The organism is Streptomyces sp. NPDC004126 (genome assembly GCF_050275515.1).
Taxonomy (GTDB): Bacteria; Actinomycetota; Actinomycetes; order Streptomycetales; family Streptomycetaceae; genus Streptomyces.
Genome location: NZ_JBNNPF010000018.1, coordinates 141,391 through 156,937, shown reverse-complemented (window position 1 = coordinate 156,937; position 15,547 = coordinate 141,391). Strand labels below are relative to the sequence as shown.

Below are 15,547 nucleotides of genomic sequence, written 5' to 3'. Positions count from 1 at the left end.
GTCCCCTACCCGCCCTTCCACCGTTCCCAGGGGCTCCGCCCCTGACCCCGATACCGGACGCTCCGCGCCCGGTGCGCTCAAACGCCGCGCGGGCTATAGATAGCCCCGCCGGCGTTTGAGGCGCGGGGGTCCGGGGGCGGAGCCCCCGGGGAACGGTGGAAGGGCGGGTAGGGGACCAGCCCCGCGCAGCGGCCGTCCCGGGCCCCGGGCGGAACCGGGGGGACGTTGACCCCCGTCCCCCCGGGTGTTAGACCACAGGCACACCGCACAGCGCAACCGCACCACCCCCAGGAGGACCCCATGGCCAGCGACGCAGTCCGACGGCTCGCCGACGAACCGGTCGACCACCGGTTCAAGGGCCTGCCCCCGGACGCCCAGGCGGCCGGCCTCACCGTCGGGGAGCTCGCCGCGCAGGGGCGGGACCTGTACACCGGCGGGTTCACCACCCCCGTCCTCACCCTCGACGCCGACGCGCTGGAACACAACCTCGCGGCCCTCGGCGAGTACTCCGCCCGCCACGGCCTCGCCTTCGCCCCCCACGGCAAGACCTGCATGGCCCCCCAGCTGTTCGAGCGCCAGCTCGCGCACGGCGCCTGGGGCATCACCGCCGCCGTCCCCCACCAGGCCCGCGTCTACCGCGCCTTCGGGATCCCGCGGATCTTCCTCGCCAACGAGCTCGTCGACCCCGCCGCCCTGCGCTGGGTCGCCGCCGAACTCCTCGCCGACCCCGGCTTCCGGTTCGTCTGCTACGTCGACTCCGTGCGCGGCGCCGAGCTCATGGACCGGGCCCTCCAGGGCCAGGGCGCCCGCGTCGACGTCGTCGTCGAGCTCGGCGCCGGCGAGGGGGCCCGCACGGGGGCCCGTACCGACGAGGACTGCCGGGCCGTCGCCGACGCCGTCGCCGCCACCGAGACCCTCCGCCTCGTCGGCATCGCCGGCTACGAGGCCGAGGTGCCCGACGCCGACCCGGAGAAGGTGCACGCCTGGCTGCGCCGGCTCACCGGGCTCGCCGCCGAGTTCGACAAGGCCGGGCGGTTCGGCCCCGACGTCGAGGAGATCGTCCTCAGCGCCGGCGGCTCCGCCTGGTTCGACGCCGTCGCCGACGTGTTCGCGGAACTGCCCGAGCTGTCCCGGCCCGTGCTGAAGCTGCTGCGCTCCGGAGCGTACGTCTCCCACGACCACGGCTGGTACGGCCGCCTGACCCCCTTCAACCGGGTTCCCGAGGAGGGCGGACTGCGCCCCGCCTTCCGGCTCTGGACCCAGGTCGTCTCCCGCCCCTCCCCCACCCAGGCCTTCGTCAACGCCGGCAAGCGCGACATCGCCTACGACCTCGGCCTGCCCGAGGCCGAGCTGGTCCGCGACGCCCTCGACGGCACCGAACGCCCCGCCACCGGCATCCGCGTCGTCAAGCTCTCCGACCAGCACGCCTGGCTGGAGACCGGCTCCGCCGAGGACGTGCAGGTCGGCGACTGGGTGGCGCTCGGCATGTCGCACCCCTGCACCATCTTCGAGAAGTGGCCGCTGATCCCGGTCGTCGAGGCCGACGGCACGGTCGGCGACTACGTCCGGACCTTCTTCTAACCGTGGACCTCGTCATCCGGGGCGCCCGTGTCGTCGACGGCACGGGCGGGCCCCCGTACACCGCGGACGTCGCCGTGCACGAGGGCCGGATCGCCGCCGTCGGCCGGCTCCCGTCCGGCGGACGGCGGACCGTCGACGCCCACGGGCTGGCCCTGGCCCCCGGGTTCACGGACATGCACGCCCACAGCGACCTCGCGCTGCTCCGCGACCCGGACCACTCCGCCAAGGCCGCCCAGGGCGTCACCCTCGAAGTCCTCGGCCAGGACGGCCTGTCCTACGCGCCCGCCGACGAACGGACCCTGGCCGGCGTGCGGACCGCCATCGCCGGCTGGAACGGCCCCGGCGACGACGTCGACTTCGACTGGCGGACCGTCGGCGAGTACCTCGACCGGCTCGACCGCGCCCACGGCGGACACGGCACCGCCGTCAACGCCGCCTACCTCGTCCCCCAGGGCACCGTCCGCGCCCACGCCCTCGGCTGGGACGACCGCCCCGCCACCCCCGCCGAACTCGACCGGATGCGCGGGCTCGTCGCCGAGGGGCTGGAACAGGGCGCGGTCGGCCTGTCCTCCGGGCTCACCTACACCCCGGGCATGTACGCCGACGGCTCCGAACTCACCGAGCTGTGCAAGGTCGTGGCCCGGTACGGCGGCTACTACTGCCCGCACCACCGCTCGTACGGGCGCGGCGCGCTCGCCGCCTACGCCGAGATGCTGACCCTGACCCGCGAGGCCGGCTGCGCCCTGCACCTGGCCCACGCCACCATGAACTTCGGGGAGAACCGGGGCCGGGCCCCCGAACTGCTGGCCCTGCTCGACGCGGCCCTCGCCGACGGCGCCGACGTCACCCTCGACAGCTACCCGTACACCCCCGGCTGCACCACCCTCGCCGCGCTGCTCCCCGGCTGGGCCCACGCGGGCGGCCCGGAGGCCCTGCTGGCCCGGCTGCGCGACGAGGACACCGCCCGGCGGATCCGGTACGCGCTGGAGGTGGAGGGCTCCGACGGCTGCCACGGGGTACCGGTGGACTGGTCGACCGTGGAGGTCTCCGGGACGAACGACCCCGCGTACGGCGGCCACGTCGGCACCCGCCTCGACGGCTGGGACACCGCGCGGCGGCTGCTGCTCGGCGACCGGCTCGGCCCGACCGTCCTCCAGCACGTCGGCCACGAGGAGAACGTCCGGGCGATCATGCGCCACCCCGTCCACACCGGCGGCTCCGACGGCATCCTGCACGGCGCGAAGCCGCACCCCCGCGCCCACGGCACCTTCCCGCACTACCTCGGCCACTACGTGCGGGAGCTGGGCGTGCTGACCCTGGAGGAGTGCGTGGCCCACCTGTCGGGCCGCCCGGCGGCGCGGCTGCGGCTGCCCGACCGGGGACTCGTCCGCGAGGGCTTCCGCGCCGACCTGGTCCTCTTCGACCCGGACACGGTCGCGGCCGGGTCCACGTACGAGCGGCCGCGCGCGCTGCCGACGGGCATCCCGCACGTCCTGATCGACGGACGGTTCGTCATGCGGGACGGGAGGCGGACGGACGTCCTGGCCGGGCGGGCGGTGCGCAGAACCCCGTTCGCGGGCTAGGACTTCGGTCCCGGCGGGCGTTCACGGTCGGCACATACGATGAACGCCATGGCCGTCTTCATCCTCCCCGCCCTCCTCTTCCTCGCCTTCTGCGTGAGCGCCTTCAAGGACCGCCGCCGCTTCAGCAACGCGGTACTGCTCGGCCTGACCTGCATCACGCTGCTGGCGGCACTGCTGTTCAAGGTGGCGGCCCTGCCCGCGTGGGCGGCCCTGCCGATCTTCGCGCTGGCCTTCGCCGGACCCGTGCTCGGCACGCTGGCGATCGGCGGTTTCCTGATCGCCAACGGCGTCACGATGATCCGCAAGGAGGGCCGGCGCCCGGCCAACCTGCTGTCGATGCTCGCGGGGCTGGGCATCTTCGGGATGATCGCGCTGCTCGTCGCCGTCCCGATGTTCCACTCCACCGTGCTGACCGGCATGGCCACGACGCTGACCCTGGTCGTCGGCTACGTCGCCTTCATCTTCCTGTGCTTCCTCGGCTACGCGTTCCTCTACGGCCGGATCAAGGTGCGCGGGGACGTCGACCACGTGGTCATGCTGGGGTCCGGCCTGATCGGCGGGGACCGGGTGCCGCCGCTGCTGGCCTCCCGGCTGCGCAAGGGGCAGCAGATCTACGAGGCCCAGCTGGCCCGAGGCTCGCGCCCGCCGGTGCTGCTCACCTCGGGCGGCAAGGGGTCCGACGAGCGGGTCTCCGAGGCACGGGCGATGGCCGACTGGCTGATCGCGGAGGGCGTCCCGGCTGAGCACGTGAAGCTGGAGGAGAACTCCGCCACGACCGAGGAGAACATGCTCTTCTCGAAGGGGATCATGCTGGCGGAGAAGCCGGGCTACCGGTGCGTGGTCGTCACCAACAACTTCCACGCCTTCCGGGCCGCGATGCTGGCCCGCAAGACGGGGGTCAACGGGCAGGTCCTCGGCTCGCCGACGGCCCGCTACTTCCTGCCGAGCGCCCTGCTGCGCGAGTTCGTCGCGGTGTTCTGGGAGCACCGGGTGGTCAACCTGTGGATCTGCGGGGCGCTGGTCGCGATCGGCGCCCTGGCCACCCTGTCGGCCGTGGTGTAGGGACGGCGTGCGGGGGTGCCGCGACGCCCCCCTTGGTCGTCACGGCACCCCCTGCTCGCGGGTCCCCCGCGGTCAGGGCTGCGGTTACAGCTTCTGCCAGAGCGCCGGGACCACCGACGGCTCCCAGCCCGTCTGGGCCTGGTGGCCCTGGAGGCAGCGGTAGGTCGCGCCGCCGTAGGTGACGGTGTCCCCGGCCGCGTAGACGGTGCCGGCCTTCCAGGTGCCGCCGGGCTGCGGGTCCTCCGGGCCGGGGCCGGGGCCCGGGTCGGAGCCGGTGACCTTGAGGGTCAGGCCGTACGCGGACAGGATCGGGTTCAGCGGCTGGAAGAAGGTGGTGCCGCCGCTGGTGCAGTCGCCGGAGCCGCCCGAGGTCACGCCCTGGGCCTGGCTGCCGGAGATGTAGGAGCCGCCGGAGTCGCCGGGCTCGGCGCAGACCGTGGTGCGGGTGACGCCCGAGATGGTGCCCTCGGGGTAGGTGACGCTGGTGTTGTGCTGCTGGACGGTTCCGCAGTGCCAGCCGGTGGTCGATCCGGAGCGGCAGACGGAGGCGCCGACGGGCTGCAGGACGGAGCCGGTGACCTGCACGTTCGCACCGCCGCTGCCCTTGACGTACGGGGTGGCGGTCCAGTTGGCGTTGGCGGCGACCCAGGCCATGTCGTTGCCCGGGAACACCGACGCCTGGAACGAGCCCTGGGCGACCTGGTTGAAGCCGCTGGTGGTGGTCCCGGCGCGGCCGCAGTGGCCGGCGGTGGCGAAGCCCTGGGTGGTGCCCTTGGTGATCGGGAAGCCGACGGAGCAGCGGCCCTGGCCGTTCATGTAGTACGCGTCCCCGCCGCGCAGGTCGTACAGCGGGCGCGGGGCCTTCTCCGCGGCGGTGCGCACGACCGTGGCGAGGGCGGGGTCGGTGCCGGTGGCGGCCAGCAGGGCGGCGGCCGCGCCGGGCCGGGTCTCCTCGACGACGAGGGTGTTGGTGCGCGGGTCGACGTACCGGACGGGCGTCTCGGCGGTGGCGGCCCGGTCCAGGCCGGCCTTGGCGGCGTCCAGGCCGGCCAGGGAGCGGGCGACCAGCTTCGGCCGCGCCCCGGCCGCGCGTATCGCGGCGGCGTCGGCGGCGCGGGTGGTGGCCACCGTCAGGGTGGCGGAGTCGGCCCCGTCGACCCAGGCACCGGCGAAGGCGGCGCCGAGCCGGTCGCGGAGCCGGGCGGCGGTGGCGCCCGCCTCGGCCTCGTGGGCGAGCCGGTCCTTGGCCTGCGTGGGGGTCAGGCCGAGGTCGCGCTGGAGGGCGGTGAGCAGCTCGGCGGGTGCGTCGCCGGGGCGCAGGGCGGCCGTCGCGGACTTCTGCGGGGCGGCCGGGTCCGCGGTGGGGGTGGCGGCCCCCGCGGCGGCGGCGCCGGCCAGCAGCAGCCCGGCGGCGGCCAGGGCGGTACACGCCGCGCGGGCGTGTCGCTTGAGCATGGTGGATCTCCTCGGTTCAGTGGGGGTCACCGAAACCGTAGGAATCCGAACCGGTGTACGGGAGCTGCCGGTTGGCCCCTCCCCCGGTGTTATGGCCGGGCCCGGCCCGCCACCGGGCGACGCATAGCATGTACACGACGTACGTACGTTTCAAGCCACTTGGGAAGGCAGCGGCTCAATCCGTCTCCCTCCCCCGGCACTTCGGTCAGGGAAGAAGAACCACATGCACCGCCGCTCCACGGCTCTCCACGGGGTCTCGGCCGCCGTACTGGCACTCGCCCTCACCGCCTGCGGAGGTGACGGGGGCGGAGGGAAGAACACCACCGGGAACGCGGGCACGGTCCGGGCCGGGGGTGCGGGCGACGGCGCCGGCGCCCCGGCGAGCCCCAGCCCCAGCGCCAGCCCCAAGGCGCAGTGGGGACCCGCGCTGACGATCGGGCAGCCGGCCCCGCAGCTCTACGAACCCAACGTCACCGATGGCGGGAAGTTCGAGGTGACCGTCCAGAAGATCGTCAAGGGCACCCCGGCGATGCTCAAGAACCGGCACTTCGACGAGAAGCTGGGCGACACCCCGTACTTCGTGTACGTGACGTACACCCTCAAGGAGGGGAAGCCCTCCTACGTCAACTCCGACATGAACGCCCACGCGAGGATCACCGACGAGACCGGGGAACCGGTCATCAAGCGGCCGGACGTCCACTCGGGCTTCCTGGAGGGCGGCTGCCCCGTGCCGCCGGTCTACCTGGGCTGGGACGTCGGCGAATCGCACACGGTGTGCTCGATCTGGATCGGGCCGGCGGCGGTCCAGCCCACCCGGCTCGCCTGGAGCCCCCAGGGCGATTCCGCCGAGGACTTCAAGAAGGGCGCCTCCTGGAAGTGGGCCACCGTGCCCGCCACCCCCTGACCGGCACCCGGCCCCGGGCACCCGAGGTGCGTTCTTGGGGCCGGGGCCGGAGGATGGGGGCCTGGGCACCGTAGGAGGTATCCGATGGACAGTGAAACGAACGAGCAGCCCACCCGGTCGGACCGGCTCTTCACGGGTGGAGAGCGCGCGTACGACCCCGAGGACCTGGTGATGGCGACCGGCCACGACCCGACTCCGGAGCGGGTCGAAGCGGCGCGGAAGCTGATCGAGAAGGAGGGCCCGCAGGTCATCGAGCGCTACCTCCCGTAACGCCCGCCCGACCGAAGGCTGCTGAACCCACGACCCCGGGCCCACCCCCGGGGTCGCGGCCGTGTCCGGCCGGATCCGGCACCGCACGGCGCCCCGCCCCCGCCCCACCGGCGCCCCGCCCCCGCCCCGTGTCCCCTCCATCACCCTCTGCGAAGCTGAGACGCACGTTTCGCACCCGAAGGGACCGGACCCCCTCATGCCCCAGGTGAAGCTGACCACCAGCCTCGGCACCATCGTCATCGACCTCCACGAGGAGGCGGCACCGGCCACCGTCGCCAACTTCCTCGCCTACGTGGAGAGCGGCCACTACGACGGCACGGTCTTCCACCGCGTGATCCCCGGCTTCATGAACCAGGGCGGCGGCTTCACCGCCGACATGCGGCAGAAGCCCGTGCGCGAGCCGGTGCGCAACGAGGCGGACAACGGCCTGAAGAACACCCGGTACTCGGTGGCGATGGCCCGTACGAGCGTCCCGCACTCGGCTACCTCCCAGTTCTTCGTCAACACCGCCGACAACCCGGCGCTGGACCACACCGCCCCCACCCCGGCCGGGTGGGGCTACGCCGTCTTCGGCACGGTCAGCGCGGGTCAGGACGTGGTGGACTCCATCGCCGCCGTCCGCACCGGCCGCGCCGGCGGGCACGGGGACGTCCCGCTGGTCCCGGTGGTGATCGAGAAGGCGACGGCGGCCTGATCCGCGGGCGGCCGGGCGGCGGTGCGCCCGCCGGCCGCGGCGCCCGAGGAGCGGGCCAGCGCCTCCGCGTGCGCGGACCGGGCGTGCGCCAGTACGCCCGGCGCCCGGGCCGCGGCCGGCGCCGCCGGGTGCCAGCCCAGCAGGTGCCGCCAGACCAGCGGGCTCCCGGCGAGCGGCCGGGCCACCACCCCGGGGGTCGCGGGGAACGTGGCCCGGCACAGCCCGACGGCCCGGCCGACCTGGACCAGGTGCACGCAGGACGCGGTGTCGGTCTCGTAGACGCAGGCGGGCGTGAACCCGGCACGGACGCAGGCCGCGGCGAAGCAGTCCCCGAAGCAGCCGTCGCCGGGTACGTCCGTCCAGGCCTCGGCGGCCAGCTCGGCCAGCTCGATCTCCGCGCGGCGGGCCAGCGGGTGGTCGTCGGCCAGCATCACGTGGACCGGGTCCCGGGCCACCTCCAGCCAGGCGAGCCGGCCCGGCTCCGGCGGGGCGCTCTCGCCGCAGGCCCCGACCAGCGCGAAGTCCAGCCGCCCGGCGGCCACGCCCTGGGCGATCTCCCGTTCCGACCAGGACGTGTACGTGGTCACCGGCACCCCGGGTTCCTGGTGGGCGATCCGGTCGACGAGCCCGCCGAGCAGCGGCCCGTGGGTCCCGCCGAGCCGGTAGCCGGCGGCGCCGCCGCGGGCGAAGCGCACCGCCTCCTCCTGGAGCTCGGACAGCGCGGGCAGCAGGACCCGGGCGCGCTCCAGCACGAGTTCGCCGAGCGCGGTGGCGCGCACGCCGTCCCGCCCGCGCTCGAAGAGTTCGCCGCCCAGGGCCCGCTCGATGCGTTTGAGCTGGCCGCTCAGGGCGGGTTGCGCGAGCCCGAGGGCGGTGGCGGCGCGGGTCAGGCTGCCGGCGTCCGCGACGGCTCTGACGATCTTGAGGTGCCTCAGCTCCAGATCCATGGTCCGAGCTTGGTCCAGACCTGTGCACGTGCGCTACGGGTCCGGCGCATCCAGAATCGGTAAAGGCTCGTTAGCGCTCCGGGGGACGCCCTACGGAGGTCAGATGAACATTGTTGCCACCCCGCCCGCCCCGGCCTCCCCGGCCACGCCGGTCTCCCCGGCCACTCCGGCCACTCCGGTGTCGCCGGCCTCCCCGGTCGACTGGGACCGCCCGACGGACCCGCGCCCCGGGCCGCGCCTCGACCACGTGCGGACCTACGTGGCGAGCGGCGGCACCGACGGCCACCTGTGGCACGGGGTCCCGACCCTGCTCCTGACCACCCTCGACCGCGCCACGGGCCGGCCGGTGCGGACGCCGCTGGTGTACGCCGAGGACGAGGGCCGGTACCTGGTCGTCGCCGCCGACCCGGGCGGGCCCCGCCTCCCCGCCTGGTACGGGAACCTGACCGCGCACCCGGAGGTCCGCCTCCAGGTGGGCACCCGGACCTTCGCGGCCTGGGCGCGCACGGCGGACGCGGTCGAGCGGGAGACGTACTGGGAGGCCCTGACGGCGCTGTGGCCGCCCTACGAGGACCACCAGGCGCTCGCGCGGCCCCGGGAGCTGCCGCTGGTGATCGTGGAGGGCTGACGGGCGCGCCCCGGGTCCCCCGCCGGAGGCGAATCGATCCGCCTCCGGGGCGCCTGGGCTGCCGGACGGCTTCGAGCGGCTCCGCGAACGCGGCTGGACCTCGGCCCGGTGAGCCGCGGCTACGCGGCCGGCTGCTCGGCCGGGGTGGCGACGGCGGTGTACGTGTGGCCGGCGACCGCGTACTCGCCCAGCGGGGTCATGCCGAAGGCGTCGACGTGCACCCGCCAGGAGGGGGCGTTGCCCGCCTCGATGAAGGCGACCAGCACCTCGGCGCGCCCGGCCGAGGCCTCGACCGCCATCCCGAACAGGCCCCGGGCCACGCCGTGCCCGCGGAAGGCGGCGTCGACCACGACCGGCCCGTACAGCAGCCACGGCACCTCGCTCAGCGGGCGCCCCTGCCAGACGAGCTCCGGCTGGGCGCGCAGCAGCCCGAGGACCGCCGCCGGCGGATCGCCCAGGTCCGTGGCGACCGACAGCGCGAGCAGCCCGGCGATCCGCCCGTGCCCGGCGTCGGCCACGAGCAGCTCCCCGTCCCGGGCCATGGCGCACAGGGCGTCGATCCCGAAGGCCCCCTGCACGAAGCCCTGCGCGGCCCGCTGCTCTTCGGTGAGGGCGTCGTGGTGGTTGGCGGCGAACAGCCGGGCCATGGCGGGCGCGTCGGCCTCGGCGGCGTATCGGAAGCGCATGCGGCGATGCTGCCACGCGGCCCCCGCCCCAGCCTCCGCCGACAGGCCCTGCATGTCACCTCGCGATGTCGCGTCGCAACGTTGCCTCGGGACGTTGCCTCGGGACGTCGCTCGTGACCTCGTGATCTCGCCTCACGCCCGGTCGTACACCGTCACCGCCACATCCCGCGCGCAGAGCGCCTCGGTTATCAGCGGTTCGATACGGGACCACTTGCCGCCGGCCAGCCCGCACCCGATGCGGGGCATGTGGACGCTCGCCCCCAGCTCCAGGGCGTGGTCCGCCAGCTTGCCGAGGCAGCTCTCGACGGCGTCGTAGCGGATGGGCGGGCCGCCGCTGCCGGTGCGTATCCCCCGCTGGCCGACCATGTTGGCCACCCACACGTCGGGCTTCACCCGCACCACCTGCACTGCGCCGAGCCCGAAGTCGTTCCCGCTGCGCCCGCGGTGCCAGGCCCTGAACTCGGCTTCCGGTTCGGGCCAGCGCCGGGAGAGGGCGAGCACGAAGCCCTTTCCCCAGCCGCCTATGTCGTTGCAGACGTGCGCGATCAGCTTGGGGCCCTTGGCCTGCGGACTCGTCGCGTCCCCGGAAATGATCGTGAGCGGCTTCATGCACCCACGGTAGGCGGGGGCACTGACAACGGGCCGGGGCCCGGAAGGGCCGCCCGGGCCGGCCGGTCAGCGGTTGGTGTTGAGGAAGCCGATGACGACCGCGCCCCACCAGCAGGCCTGGGAGACCAGCGCGGTGGCGCCGCCCCAGAACAGGAGGCCGCGGCCGACCTCGCCGGTGGCGGCTTCGAGGCGGCGGCCCAGGAGGCCCGCCTGGAGGCCGTTGACGGTCAGCAGGGCGACCAGGCCGATCTTGGTGAGGGTCAGCGGGGAGGTCAGGTCGGGGTGGAGCATCAGGCCGCTCACCACGAGGCCCCCGAGGCCGGCCCAGATCGGGACGTGCAGCCGGGAGGTCGCGGCGACGACCTCCGCCAGTCCGCAGCGGCCGGTGGCCCACAGCAGTCCGTAGTAGTCGGCGGAGAGCACCGCGCCGAAGCCCAGCACCAGCGAGGCGAGGTGCGCGAACAGCGCGGCAGAGTGCATCGCCGCGTCGGCCTGCATGTGCAGCGAGCACCACAGGCCGGCCGCCAGGACGACCAGCGCACAGAGGGCCCCCGCCGCGACGGTCCACCACGAGTCGTAGAGGCGGACGGGGCGGGGGGCGAGTCTGGCTGCTGGGGAGGACATGCGGCGGGCTCCGGGATGAGGGGCGCGACTCCGTCAGCCGCGCCAAAGCAAGGTAAGGCTCACCTAAATGAATCTCTCCGTCAATCCAGGTCCACTGGCCGGAATCGTGAGCCCGGGCACAGGCCCGAGCGGGCCCCGGAACCTACTCGGGGGTAGGCCGGCGACCTGTCGATGCGTCACCGACGCGCCCCTCAGGGCCGGGCGCGGAGCCGGTCCGGAGAGTCGGCCCGGAGGGCCGGCCCCGAGCCTCCGCCGTCGCGGGGCGACGGGCACAACGGTCGCGGGGTGACGAGCGCAACACCGGCGCCCCGCCGCTTCCGCCCCCCTCACCCATTCCGCAGGCCGGACGGCGGCCGGGCCGCCGTTTCAAAGGGTGGACGGGGGCACCACCCCTACATCGCTCGAAATAGGGCATATCGCTCGGTGGAATTCCCCCGGAACAGCCGCGCGGGCGGGCGGCCGGGCCCGTAAGCTCCCGTCATGCAGGTGATCCAGTCAACGAAACTCGCCAATGTCTGCTACGAGATCCGCGGACCCGTCCTCGAAGAGGCGATGCGGCTCGAAGCGGCAGGTCATCGCATCCTCAAGCTGAACACCGGCAACCCCGCGGCCTTCGGCTTCGAGTGCCCGCCGGAGATCCTTGAGGACATGCTCCGCAACCTGGGCAACGCCCACGGCTACGGGGACGCGAAGGGCCTGCTGTCGGCGCGGCGCGCGGTCATGCAGCACTACCAGACCAAGGGCATCCACCTGGACGTCGAGGACATCTACCTCGGCAACGGCGTCTCCGAGCTGATCCAGATGTCGATGCAGGCGCTGCTGGACGACGGCGACGAGGTGCTGGTCCCCGCCCCGGACTACCCGCTGTGGACGGCGTCGGTCTCGCTGGCCGGCGGCACCGCCGTGCACTACCGCTGCGACGAGCAGTCCGACTGGATGCCCGACCTCGCGGACATCGAGCGCAAGGTCACCGACCGCACGCGCGCGATCGTGATCATCAACCCGAACAACCCGACCGGCGCCGTCTACGACGACGAGATGCTGCGCGGGCTGACGGACATCGCCCGCCGGCACAACCTGGTGGTCTGCTCCGACGAGATCTACGACCGGATCCTCTACGACGGCGCCACGCACACGAACACCGCGGCGATCGCTCCCGACCTGCTGACCCTGACCTTCAACGGCCTGTCCAAGAACTACCGGGTCGCCGGGTACCGGGCGGGCTGGATGGCGGTCTGCGGACCGAAGAAGCACGCCTCGTCGTACATCGAGGGCCTGACGATCCTGGCCAACATGCGCCTGTGCGCGAACATGCCCTCGCAGCACGCCGTGGCCACCGCGCTGGGCGGACGGCAGTCGATCGTCGACCTGGTGCTGCCGGGCGGGCGGCTGCTGGAGCAGCGCGACACGGCGTACGACCTGCTGACCCAGATCCCGGGCATCACGTGCGTGAAGCCGAAGGGCGCGCTGTACCTGTTCCCGAAGCTGGACCCGGCGGTCTACAAGGTCAAGGACGACCGGCAGATGGTCCTCGACCTGCTGCGGGCCGAGAAGATCATGGTCGTCCACGGCACCGGATTCAACTGGCCCGAGCCCGACCACTTCCGCATCGTGACCCTCCCCAACGCGAAGGACCTCGCGGACGCCGTCACCCGGATCGGACGCTTCCTGGACGGGTACGGGCAGCCGTAGGGACCGGTGGGGCGGGGCTGCCCGCTCCACTCCCGCTCAACCAAGATTCGACTCAACCTTAGACCGGTTCCAATGTAGGATGGCCTCCTGACCAAGCAGGAGGCCTCCTCATGTACGAACCGAGCCGTGCCAAGTCGGTCGTCCACCGAGTGGACGCCGGCCGCACCGAATCCGCCGGGTACCCGCAGAGCAGCCGGGGCGAAGCCCTCGACATCCAGCTCGCCGGGCACCTGGCCGCCCTGCTCGCCGTCACCGACGAGCTCGGCCTCGACGACGACGGCGCCGTACGCATCGCAGCCCAGGTGACCCGCCTGCGCGGGACGGACCCCGTCCGCGTCGCCCACCCCGCCCTGGCCGACGGCGCCGACAGCCGCACCCTCCACCGCCGCGCCCACGACCTCGCCGCCCGCGCCCTGCTCGTCGCCGCGTCCCGCGCCGACACCGCCGCGGCGATCCTCGCGGCCCAGCGCATGGACGCCCACACCGCCGCCCTCGAAGCCCCCGACCGGGCCGGCGCCCACTGACCGGCCCCGGTCCGGGACCGCGCAGGCTCCGGACCGGGTGCCATGGCTTTTTCCGGGGTTCCGCCTCGGGGCCGTTGTCTCCCCCGCGAGGGAGCGGGGCGGGTCGGTGTTTGCCCACCCGCCCCCTCGTCTGCGGGCCGGTGGGCTGGGGGCGGGATCTCCTTGGTCGGTAGTCGTGGAGGGTTTGGGGGTTTCCCGTCAGTCCAATCGTCCTTCCGGTCCGGGCCGCCCTGTCAAGGGCGCTCCTTCGTCGCGTCGCTTCGCGATCGCCTTCGGCGACCCTTGACAGACCGGCCCTCCCCGGAAAGCCGAAAGACTGCCGGGAAACCCCCAAAGGAACGGTCACAGGGGGAGACGAGCCAGGAGCGGCCCCGTCCAGGCCTGCCCCGGGGCCGGGGGCCGGCTGCCCGCACGAGAGGTTGATCAGAGCGGCCTGCGGAGCCTCCAGGCGCATCGGATCGCTACGCGCTTCTCTTTGCTCGGCGGCTGATGGCCGTCTGGGGCTGATACCCGCACCAGAGGACGAACAGGGCAGCCCAGGCAGCGGATGGGCGCGACAGATCGCTACGCGCTTCTCTGGTCTCGGCGGCCGGCGGCCGTCTGGGGCTGGTCGTAGGTGGGTTCGACGTTGGCGGCGGCCGTGGTGAACTCGCGGCCGGAGGCGCCTCGGATGTAGGCCAGTTCCATCCAGCGTTCGATGCCGGTGTCGGAGACGTTCTCGTTGATCACCGCCATCAGGACGCCTTCGACGCCCGATGCGATGTCGCGGACGCGTTGGCGGAGGAGACGGTGGGGGACGTACTCGTAGCACTCACTCATCGGACGCCGCCTGGAGTGTGACGAGGAAGCGCTCCCAGCCGACGAGTGCGCGGTCGAGGAGCTCGGCGCTCGGGCTGGTGGGGGATTGTGCCCGCGACCACGGGGTGTCGCGGTCGCGCGGACGGGTGTTCTGTTCGTGCGCGGCTGTGGTCATGTATCCCTCGCATCGTCTGCCGGACGGTTCGATGTTCTCGTCGGCCGACGAGGGACCACAGGGACGCAACATCCCACTTTCGCGCGCTTAATCGGGGATGCAGAGGAAGTCCTTCAGCTGCCGCAGGCCCGGCGGATGGTGCCGTCCTGCCCACAGGTCCGTGACGATCGCCACGGCCAGGGTGTGGTGCCGCATCCACCCCGGGGCGACCTTCCGCAGCCTTTCGAGGGCCTTCAGGGCCCCGGCGGCATCCCCCAAGTCCGCATGAGCGCGCGCCAGGTCCAGGAGCAGCCACGTCCGCCACGAAGGCGGCGTGTCCTTGCTGAGCCTTATCCCCTTGGCCAGCATCAGGGCCTCCTCCGGGCGCTCGTGCTGGACCGCGAGGCGGACCCGCTCGATGCGCACCGACGACCGGCTGAACACCGAGACGAGTTTGCCGTCAGCCGGCGGAGGCAGCGTGGCCAGTCGGCCCGCCGCCTTCTCGGCGGTCACCATCATCTCGTTGGCCGTCGCGTAGTCGTCGCTCCGTGCGTACGACGTGGCTGCGGACATCAGCAGTCCACCCCAGACGCGAACACCCTCTGAGGTACCGGTGTGTTCACGTTCCACGGCGTCCGCCGCGTGCACGGCCAGATTCCGCGCGTCGTCCAGCCGGGCCTGCCGCTGGTAGGCCCACGCCACGGAGTTCGACAGCATCGGAGCCAGCAGGGGGTCCGCCGAGTCTCCCGCTGCGGCGTAGGCCCGCTCCAGTGCCGAGAGGGCGAGGTCCGTCTTGCCCAGACGAATGGCCAGGTGTCCGCCGAGCTGCAGTGCCTTGCCGAGGGCCGCTTGGCCGGCCGCGCGCTGATCCGCGTTCCCCACGGCGGCGAGGAGTCTGGCATCGGCGATGACGCCCGGCAGCACTTCCATGAGGCGACCGAAGTCCGCTGCGTGGTACAGGGTCCATCCAGCCGCCAACTCGGCGCGCAGGAGCGGAAGCGACAACCGCTCCACACCGGCCGGTTCCACAGGTGGGGCGAACAACGGCGGCATTATCGCCCGCCGCACGGCCACCAGCGCCGGGGAATCAGCCTCACCGTTCGAGGGCACCCCGGGCGGATCGCCCAGCAGGCTCGTCAGCTCGACGCCCAGCCCCTTGGACAGTGCGTGCAGCGTGGGCAGTCTGGCGCTGTGCTTGCGCCTCTGCTCCAACTTGCGCACCACGTCGACGGATACACCGGACCGCTCCGCCAGTCCTTCCTGAGTCAGGTCGGCGAAGCGGCGAAGACGGCTCAGACGGTCACCCAAGTGCTCAGAAGCCATACGCCCAAAGTAC

Annotated in this window: 17 protein-coding genes; 9 read left to right on the top strand and 8 right to left on the bottom strand. The window is 73.3% G+C overall.

Annotation, left to right across the window (positions count from 1 at the left end; translation table 11 throughout):
* Positions 1–300 precede the first annotated feature (300 nt).
* From ACQKM2_RS19330 to ACQKM2_RS19320, 3 genes are read left to right on the top strand one after another with little or no spacing between them, the layout of a single operon-like run.
* Positions 301–1,581 (top strand): amino acid deaminase, encoded by a 1,281-nt coding sequence (locus ACQKM2_RS19330; protein ID WP_427711178.1) that lies wholly within the window; start codon positions 301–303, stop codon positions 1,579–1,581.
* A gap of 2 nt (positions 1,582–1,583) precedes the next feature.
* Positions 1,584–3,164: an N-acyl-D-amino-acid deacylase family protein gene (locus tag ACQKM2_RS19325; protein WP_427711176.1), complete on the top strand. Its 1,581-nt coding sequence runs from the start codon at positions 1,584–1,586 to the stop codon at positions 3,162–3,164.
* A 48-nt stretch (positions 3,165–3,212) separates the two neighbouring features.
* Positions 3,213–4,226, top strand: a complete 1,014-nt coding sequence (locus tag ACQKM2_RS19320) for a YdcF family protein (RefSeq protein ID WP_427711174.1) — start codon at positions 3,213–3,215, stop codon at positions 4,224–4,226.
* An 84-nt stretch (positions 4,227–4,310) separates the two neighbouring features.
* On the opposite strand, the gene ACQKM2_RS19315 is transcribed toward ACQKM2_RS19320, so the two are convergent.
* Positions 4,311–5,681, bottom strand: a complete 1,371-nt coding sequence (locus ACQKM2_RS19315) for a carbohydrate-binding protein (RefSeq protein WP_427711173.1) — start codon at positions 5,679–5,681, stop codon at positions 4,311–4,313.
* Between the two features lie 223 nt (positions 5,682–5,904).
* Between ACQKM2_RS19315 and ACQKM2_RS19310 the strand changes: the two genes are divergently transcribed.
* The 3 genes from ACQKM2_RS19310 (at position 5,905) to ACQKM2_RS19300 (ending at position 7,549) form a co-directional block, all read left to right on the top strand.
* A complete protein-coding gene (locus tag ACQKM2_RS19310; protein WP_427711172.1) occupies positions 5,905–6,585 on the top strand; it encodes a hypothetical protein in 681 nt (226 codons plus the stop codon).
* Between the two features lie 84 nt (positions 6,586–6,669).
* Positions 6,670–6,855, top strand: coding sequence for a hypothetical protein (locus ACQKM2_RS19305; protein ID WP_362472075.1), 186 nt, complete (start codon positions 6,670–6,672; stop codon positions 6,853–6,855).
* Positions 6,856–7,051: 196 nt separating this feature from the next.
* A complete protein-coding gene (locus ACQKM2_RS19300; protein WP_427711170.1) occupies positions 7,052–7,549 on the top strand; it encodes a peptidylprolyl isomerase in 498 nt (165 codons plus the stop codon).
* Here ACQKM2_RS19300 and ACQKM2_RS19295 read toward each other — a convergent pair.
* A complete protein-coding gene (locus tag ACQKM2_RS19295; RefSeq protein WP_427711169.1) occupies positions 7,444–8,496 on the bottom strand; it encodes a LysR family transcriptional regulator in 1,053 nt (350 codons plus the stop codon). The two genes, ACQKM2_RS19300 and ACQKM2_RS19295, sit on opposite strands and share 106 nt — an antisense overlap.
* 103 nt (positions 8,497–8,599) lie before the next feature.
* Between ACQKM2_RS19295 and ACQKM2_RS19290 the strand changes: the two genes are divergently transcribed.
* A complete protein-coding gene (locus ACQKM2_RS19290; protein WP_427711167.1) occupies positions 8,600–9,124 on the top strand; it encodes a nitroreductase/quinone reductase family protein in 525 nt (174 codons plus the stop codon).
* Positions 9,125–9,243: 119 nt separating this feature from the next.
* Here the strand turns inward: ACQKM2_RS19290 and ACQKM2_RS19285 are convergent, their stop codons facing one another.
* The 3 genes from ACQKM2_RS19285 to ACQKM2_RS19275 form a co-directional block, all read right to left on the bottom strand.
* Positions 9,244–9,810: a GNAT family N-acetyltransferase gene (locus tag ACQKM2_RS19285; RefSeq protein ID WP_427711165.1), complete on the bottom strand. Its 567-nt coding sequence runs from the start codon at positions 9,808–9,810 to the stop codon at positions 9,244–9,246.
* Between the two features lie 132 nt (positions 9,811–9,942).
* Complete coding sequence (locus tag ACQKM2_RS19280) at positions 9,943–10,419, bottom strand: macro domain-containing protein (protein WP_427711163.1); 477 nt, start codon at positions 10,417–10,419, stop codon at positions 9,943–9,945.
* Positions 10,420–10,485: 66 nt separating this feature from the next.
* The gene (locus tag ACQKM2_RS19275) at positions 10,486–11,043 is read right to left on the bottom strand and encodes a hypothetical protein (protein ID WP_427711161.1); all 558 of its coding nucleotides are present in this window, start codon (positions 11,041–11,043) and stop codon (positions 10,486–10,488) included.
* A gap of 480 nt (positions 11,044–11,523) precedes the next feature.
* Here ACQKM2_RS19275 and ACQKM2_RS19270 point away from each other — a divergent pair, with 480 nt between their 5' ends.
* Positions 11,524–12,735, top strand: coding sequence for a pyridoxal phosphate-dependent aminotransferase (locus tag ACQKM2_RS19270; protein WP_401244419.1), 1,212 nt, complete (start codon positions 11,524–11,526; stop codon positions 12,733–12,735).
* A gap of 110 nt (positions 12,736–12,845) precedes the next feature.
* Positions 12,846–13,259: a hypothetical protein gene (locus tag ACQKM2_RS19265; protein WP_427711159.1), complete on the top strand. Its 414-nt coding sequence runs from the start codon at positions 12,846–12,848 to the stop codon at positions 13,257–13,259.
* Positions 13,260–13,823: 564 nt separating this feature from the next.
* On the opposite strand, the gene ACQKM2_RS19260 is transcribed toward ACQKM2_RS19265, so the two are convergent.
* The 3 genes from ACQKM2_RS19260 to ACQKM2_RS19250 form a co-directional block, all read right to left on the bottom strand.
* A complete protein-coding gene (locus tag ACQKM2_RS19260; RefSeq protein ID WP_427711157.1) occupies positions 13,824–14,078 on the bottom strand; it encodes a hypothetical protein in 255 nt (84 codons plus the stop codon).
* Positions 14,071–14,232: a hypothetical protein gene (locus ACQKM2_RS19255; RefSeq protein WP_427711155.1), complete on the bottom strand. Its 162-nt coding sequence runs from the start codon at positions 14,230–14,232 to the stop codon at positions 14,071–14,073. Before ACQKM2_RS19255 ends, ACQKM2_RS19260 begins: the two co-directional genes overlap by 8 nt.
* A gap of 87 nt (positions 14,233–14,319) precedes the next feature.
* Positions 14,320–15,534 carry a helix-turn-helix domain-containing protein gene (locus ACQKM2_RS19250; RefSeq protein ID WP_427711153.1) on the bottom strand — a complete coding sequence of 405 codons (1,215 nt, stop codon included), beginning with the start codon at positions 15,532–15,534 and terminating at the stop codon, positions 14,320–14,322.
* Between the last annotated feature and the right edge of the window lie 13 nt (positions 15,535–15,547).

Bases quoted from the DNA above. Each gene is read 5' to 3' on its own strand.
- ACQKM2_RS19330 (WP_427711178.1), top strand. From the start codon at position 301: ATGGCCAGCGACGCAGTCCGACGGCTCGCCGACGAACCGGTCGACCAC.
- ACQKM2_RS19320 (WP_427711174.1), top strand. From the start codon at position 3,213: ATGGCCGTCTTCATCCTCCCCGCCCTCCTCTTCCTCGCCTTCTGCGTG.
- ACQKM2_RS19315 (WP_427711173.1), bottom strand. From the start codon at position 5,681: ATGCTCAAGCGACACGCCCGCGCGGCGTGTACCGCCCTGGCCGCCGCC.
- ACQKM2_RS19310 (WP_427711172.1), top strand. From the start codon at position 5,905: ATGCACCGCCGCTCCACGGCTCTCCACGGGGTCTCGGCCGCCGTACTG.
- ACQKM2_RS19305 (WP_362472075.1), top strand. From the start codon at position 6,670: ATGGACAGTGAAACGAACGAGCAGCCCACCCGGTCGGACCGGCTCTTC.
- ACQKM2_RS19300 (WP_427711170.1), top strand. From the start codon at position 7,052: ATGCCCCAGGTGAAGCTGACCACCAGCCTCGGCACCATCGTCATCGAC.
- ACQKM2_RS19295 (WP_427711169.1), bottom strand. From the start codon at position 8,496: ATGGATCTGGAGCTGAGGCACCTCAAGATCGTCAGAGCCGTCGCGGAC.
- ACQKM2_RS19290 (WP_427711167.1), top strand. From the start codon at position 8,600: ATGAACATTGTTGCCACCCCGCCCGCCCCGGCCTCCCCGGCCACGCCG.
- ACQKM2_RS19285 (WP_427711165.1), bottom strand. From the start codon at position 9,810: ATGCGCTTCCGATACGCCGCCGAGGCCGACGCGCCCGCCATGGCCCGG.
- ACQKM2_RS19280 (WP_427711163.1), bottom strand. From the start codon at position 10,419: ATGAAGCCGCTCACGATCATTTCCGGGGACGCGACGAGTCCGCAGGCC.
- ACQKM2_RS19275 (WP_427711161.1), bottom strand. From the start codon at position 11,043: ATGTCCTCCCCAGCAGCCAGACTCGCCCCCCGCCCCGTCCGCCTCTAC.
- ACQKM2_RS19270 (WP_401244419.1), top strand. From the start codon at position 11,524: ATGCAGGTGATCCAGTCAACGAAACTCGCCAATGTCTGCTACGAGATC.
- ACQKM2_RS19265 (WP_427711159.1), top strand. From the start codon at position 12,846: ATGTACGAACCGAGCCGTGCCAAGTCGGTCGTCCACCGAGTGGACGCC.
- ACQKM2_RS19260 (WP_427711157.1), bottom strand. From the start codon at position 14,078: ATGAGTGAGTGCTACGAGTACGTCCCCCACCGTCTCCTCCGCCAACGC.
- ACQKM2_RS19255 (WP_427711155.1), bottom strand. From the start codon at position 14,232: ATGACCACAGCCGCGCACGAACAGAACACCCGTCCGCGCGACCGCGAC.
- ACQKM2_RS19250 (WP_427711153.1), bottom strand. From the start codon at position 15,534: ATGGCTTCTGAGCACTTGGGTGACCGTCTGAGCCGTCTTCGCCGCTTC.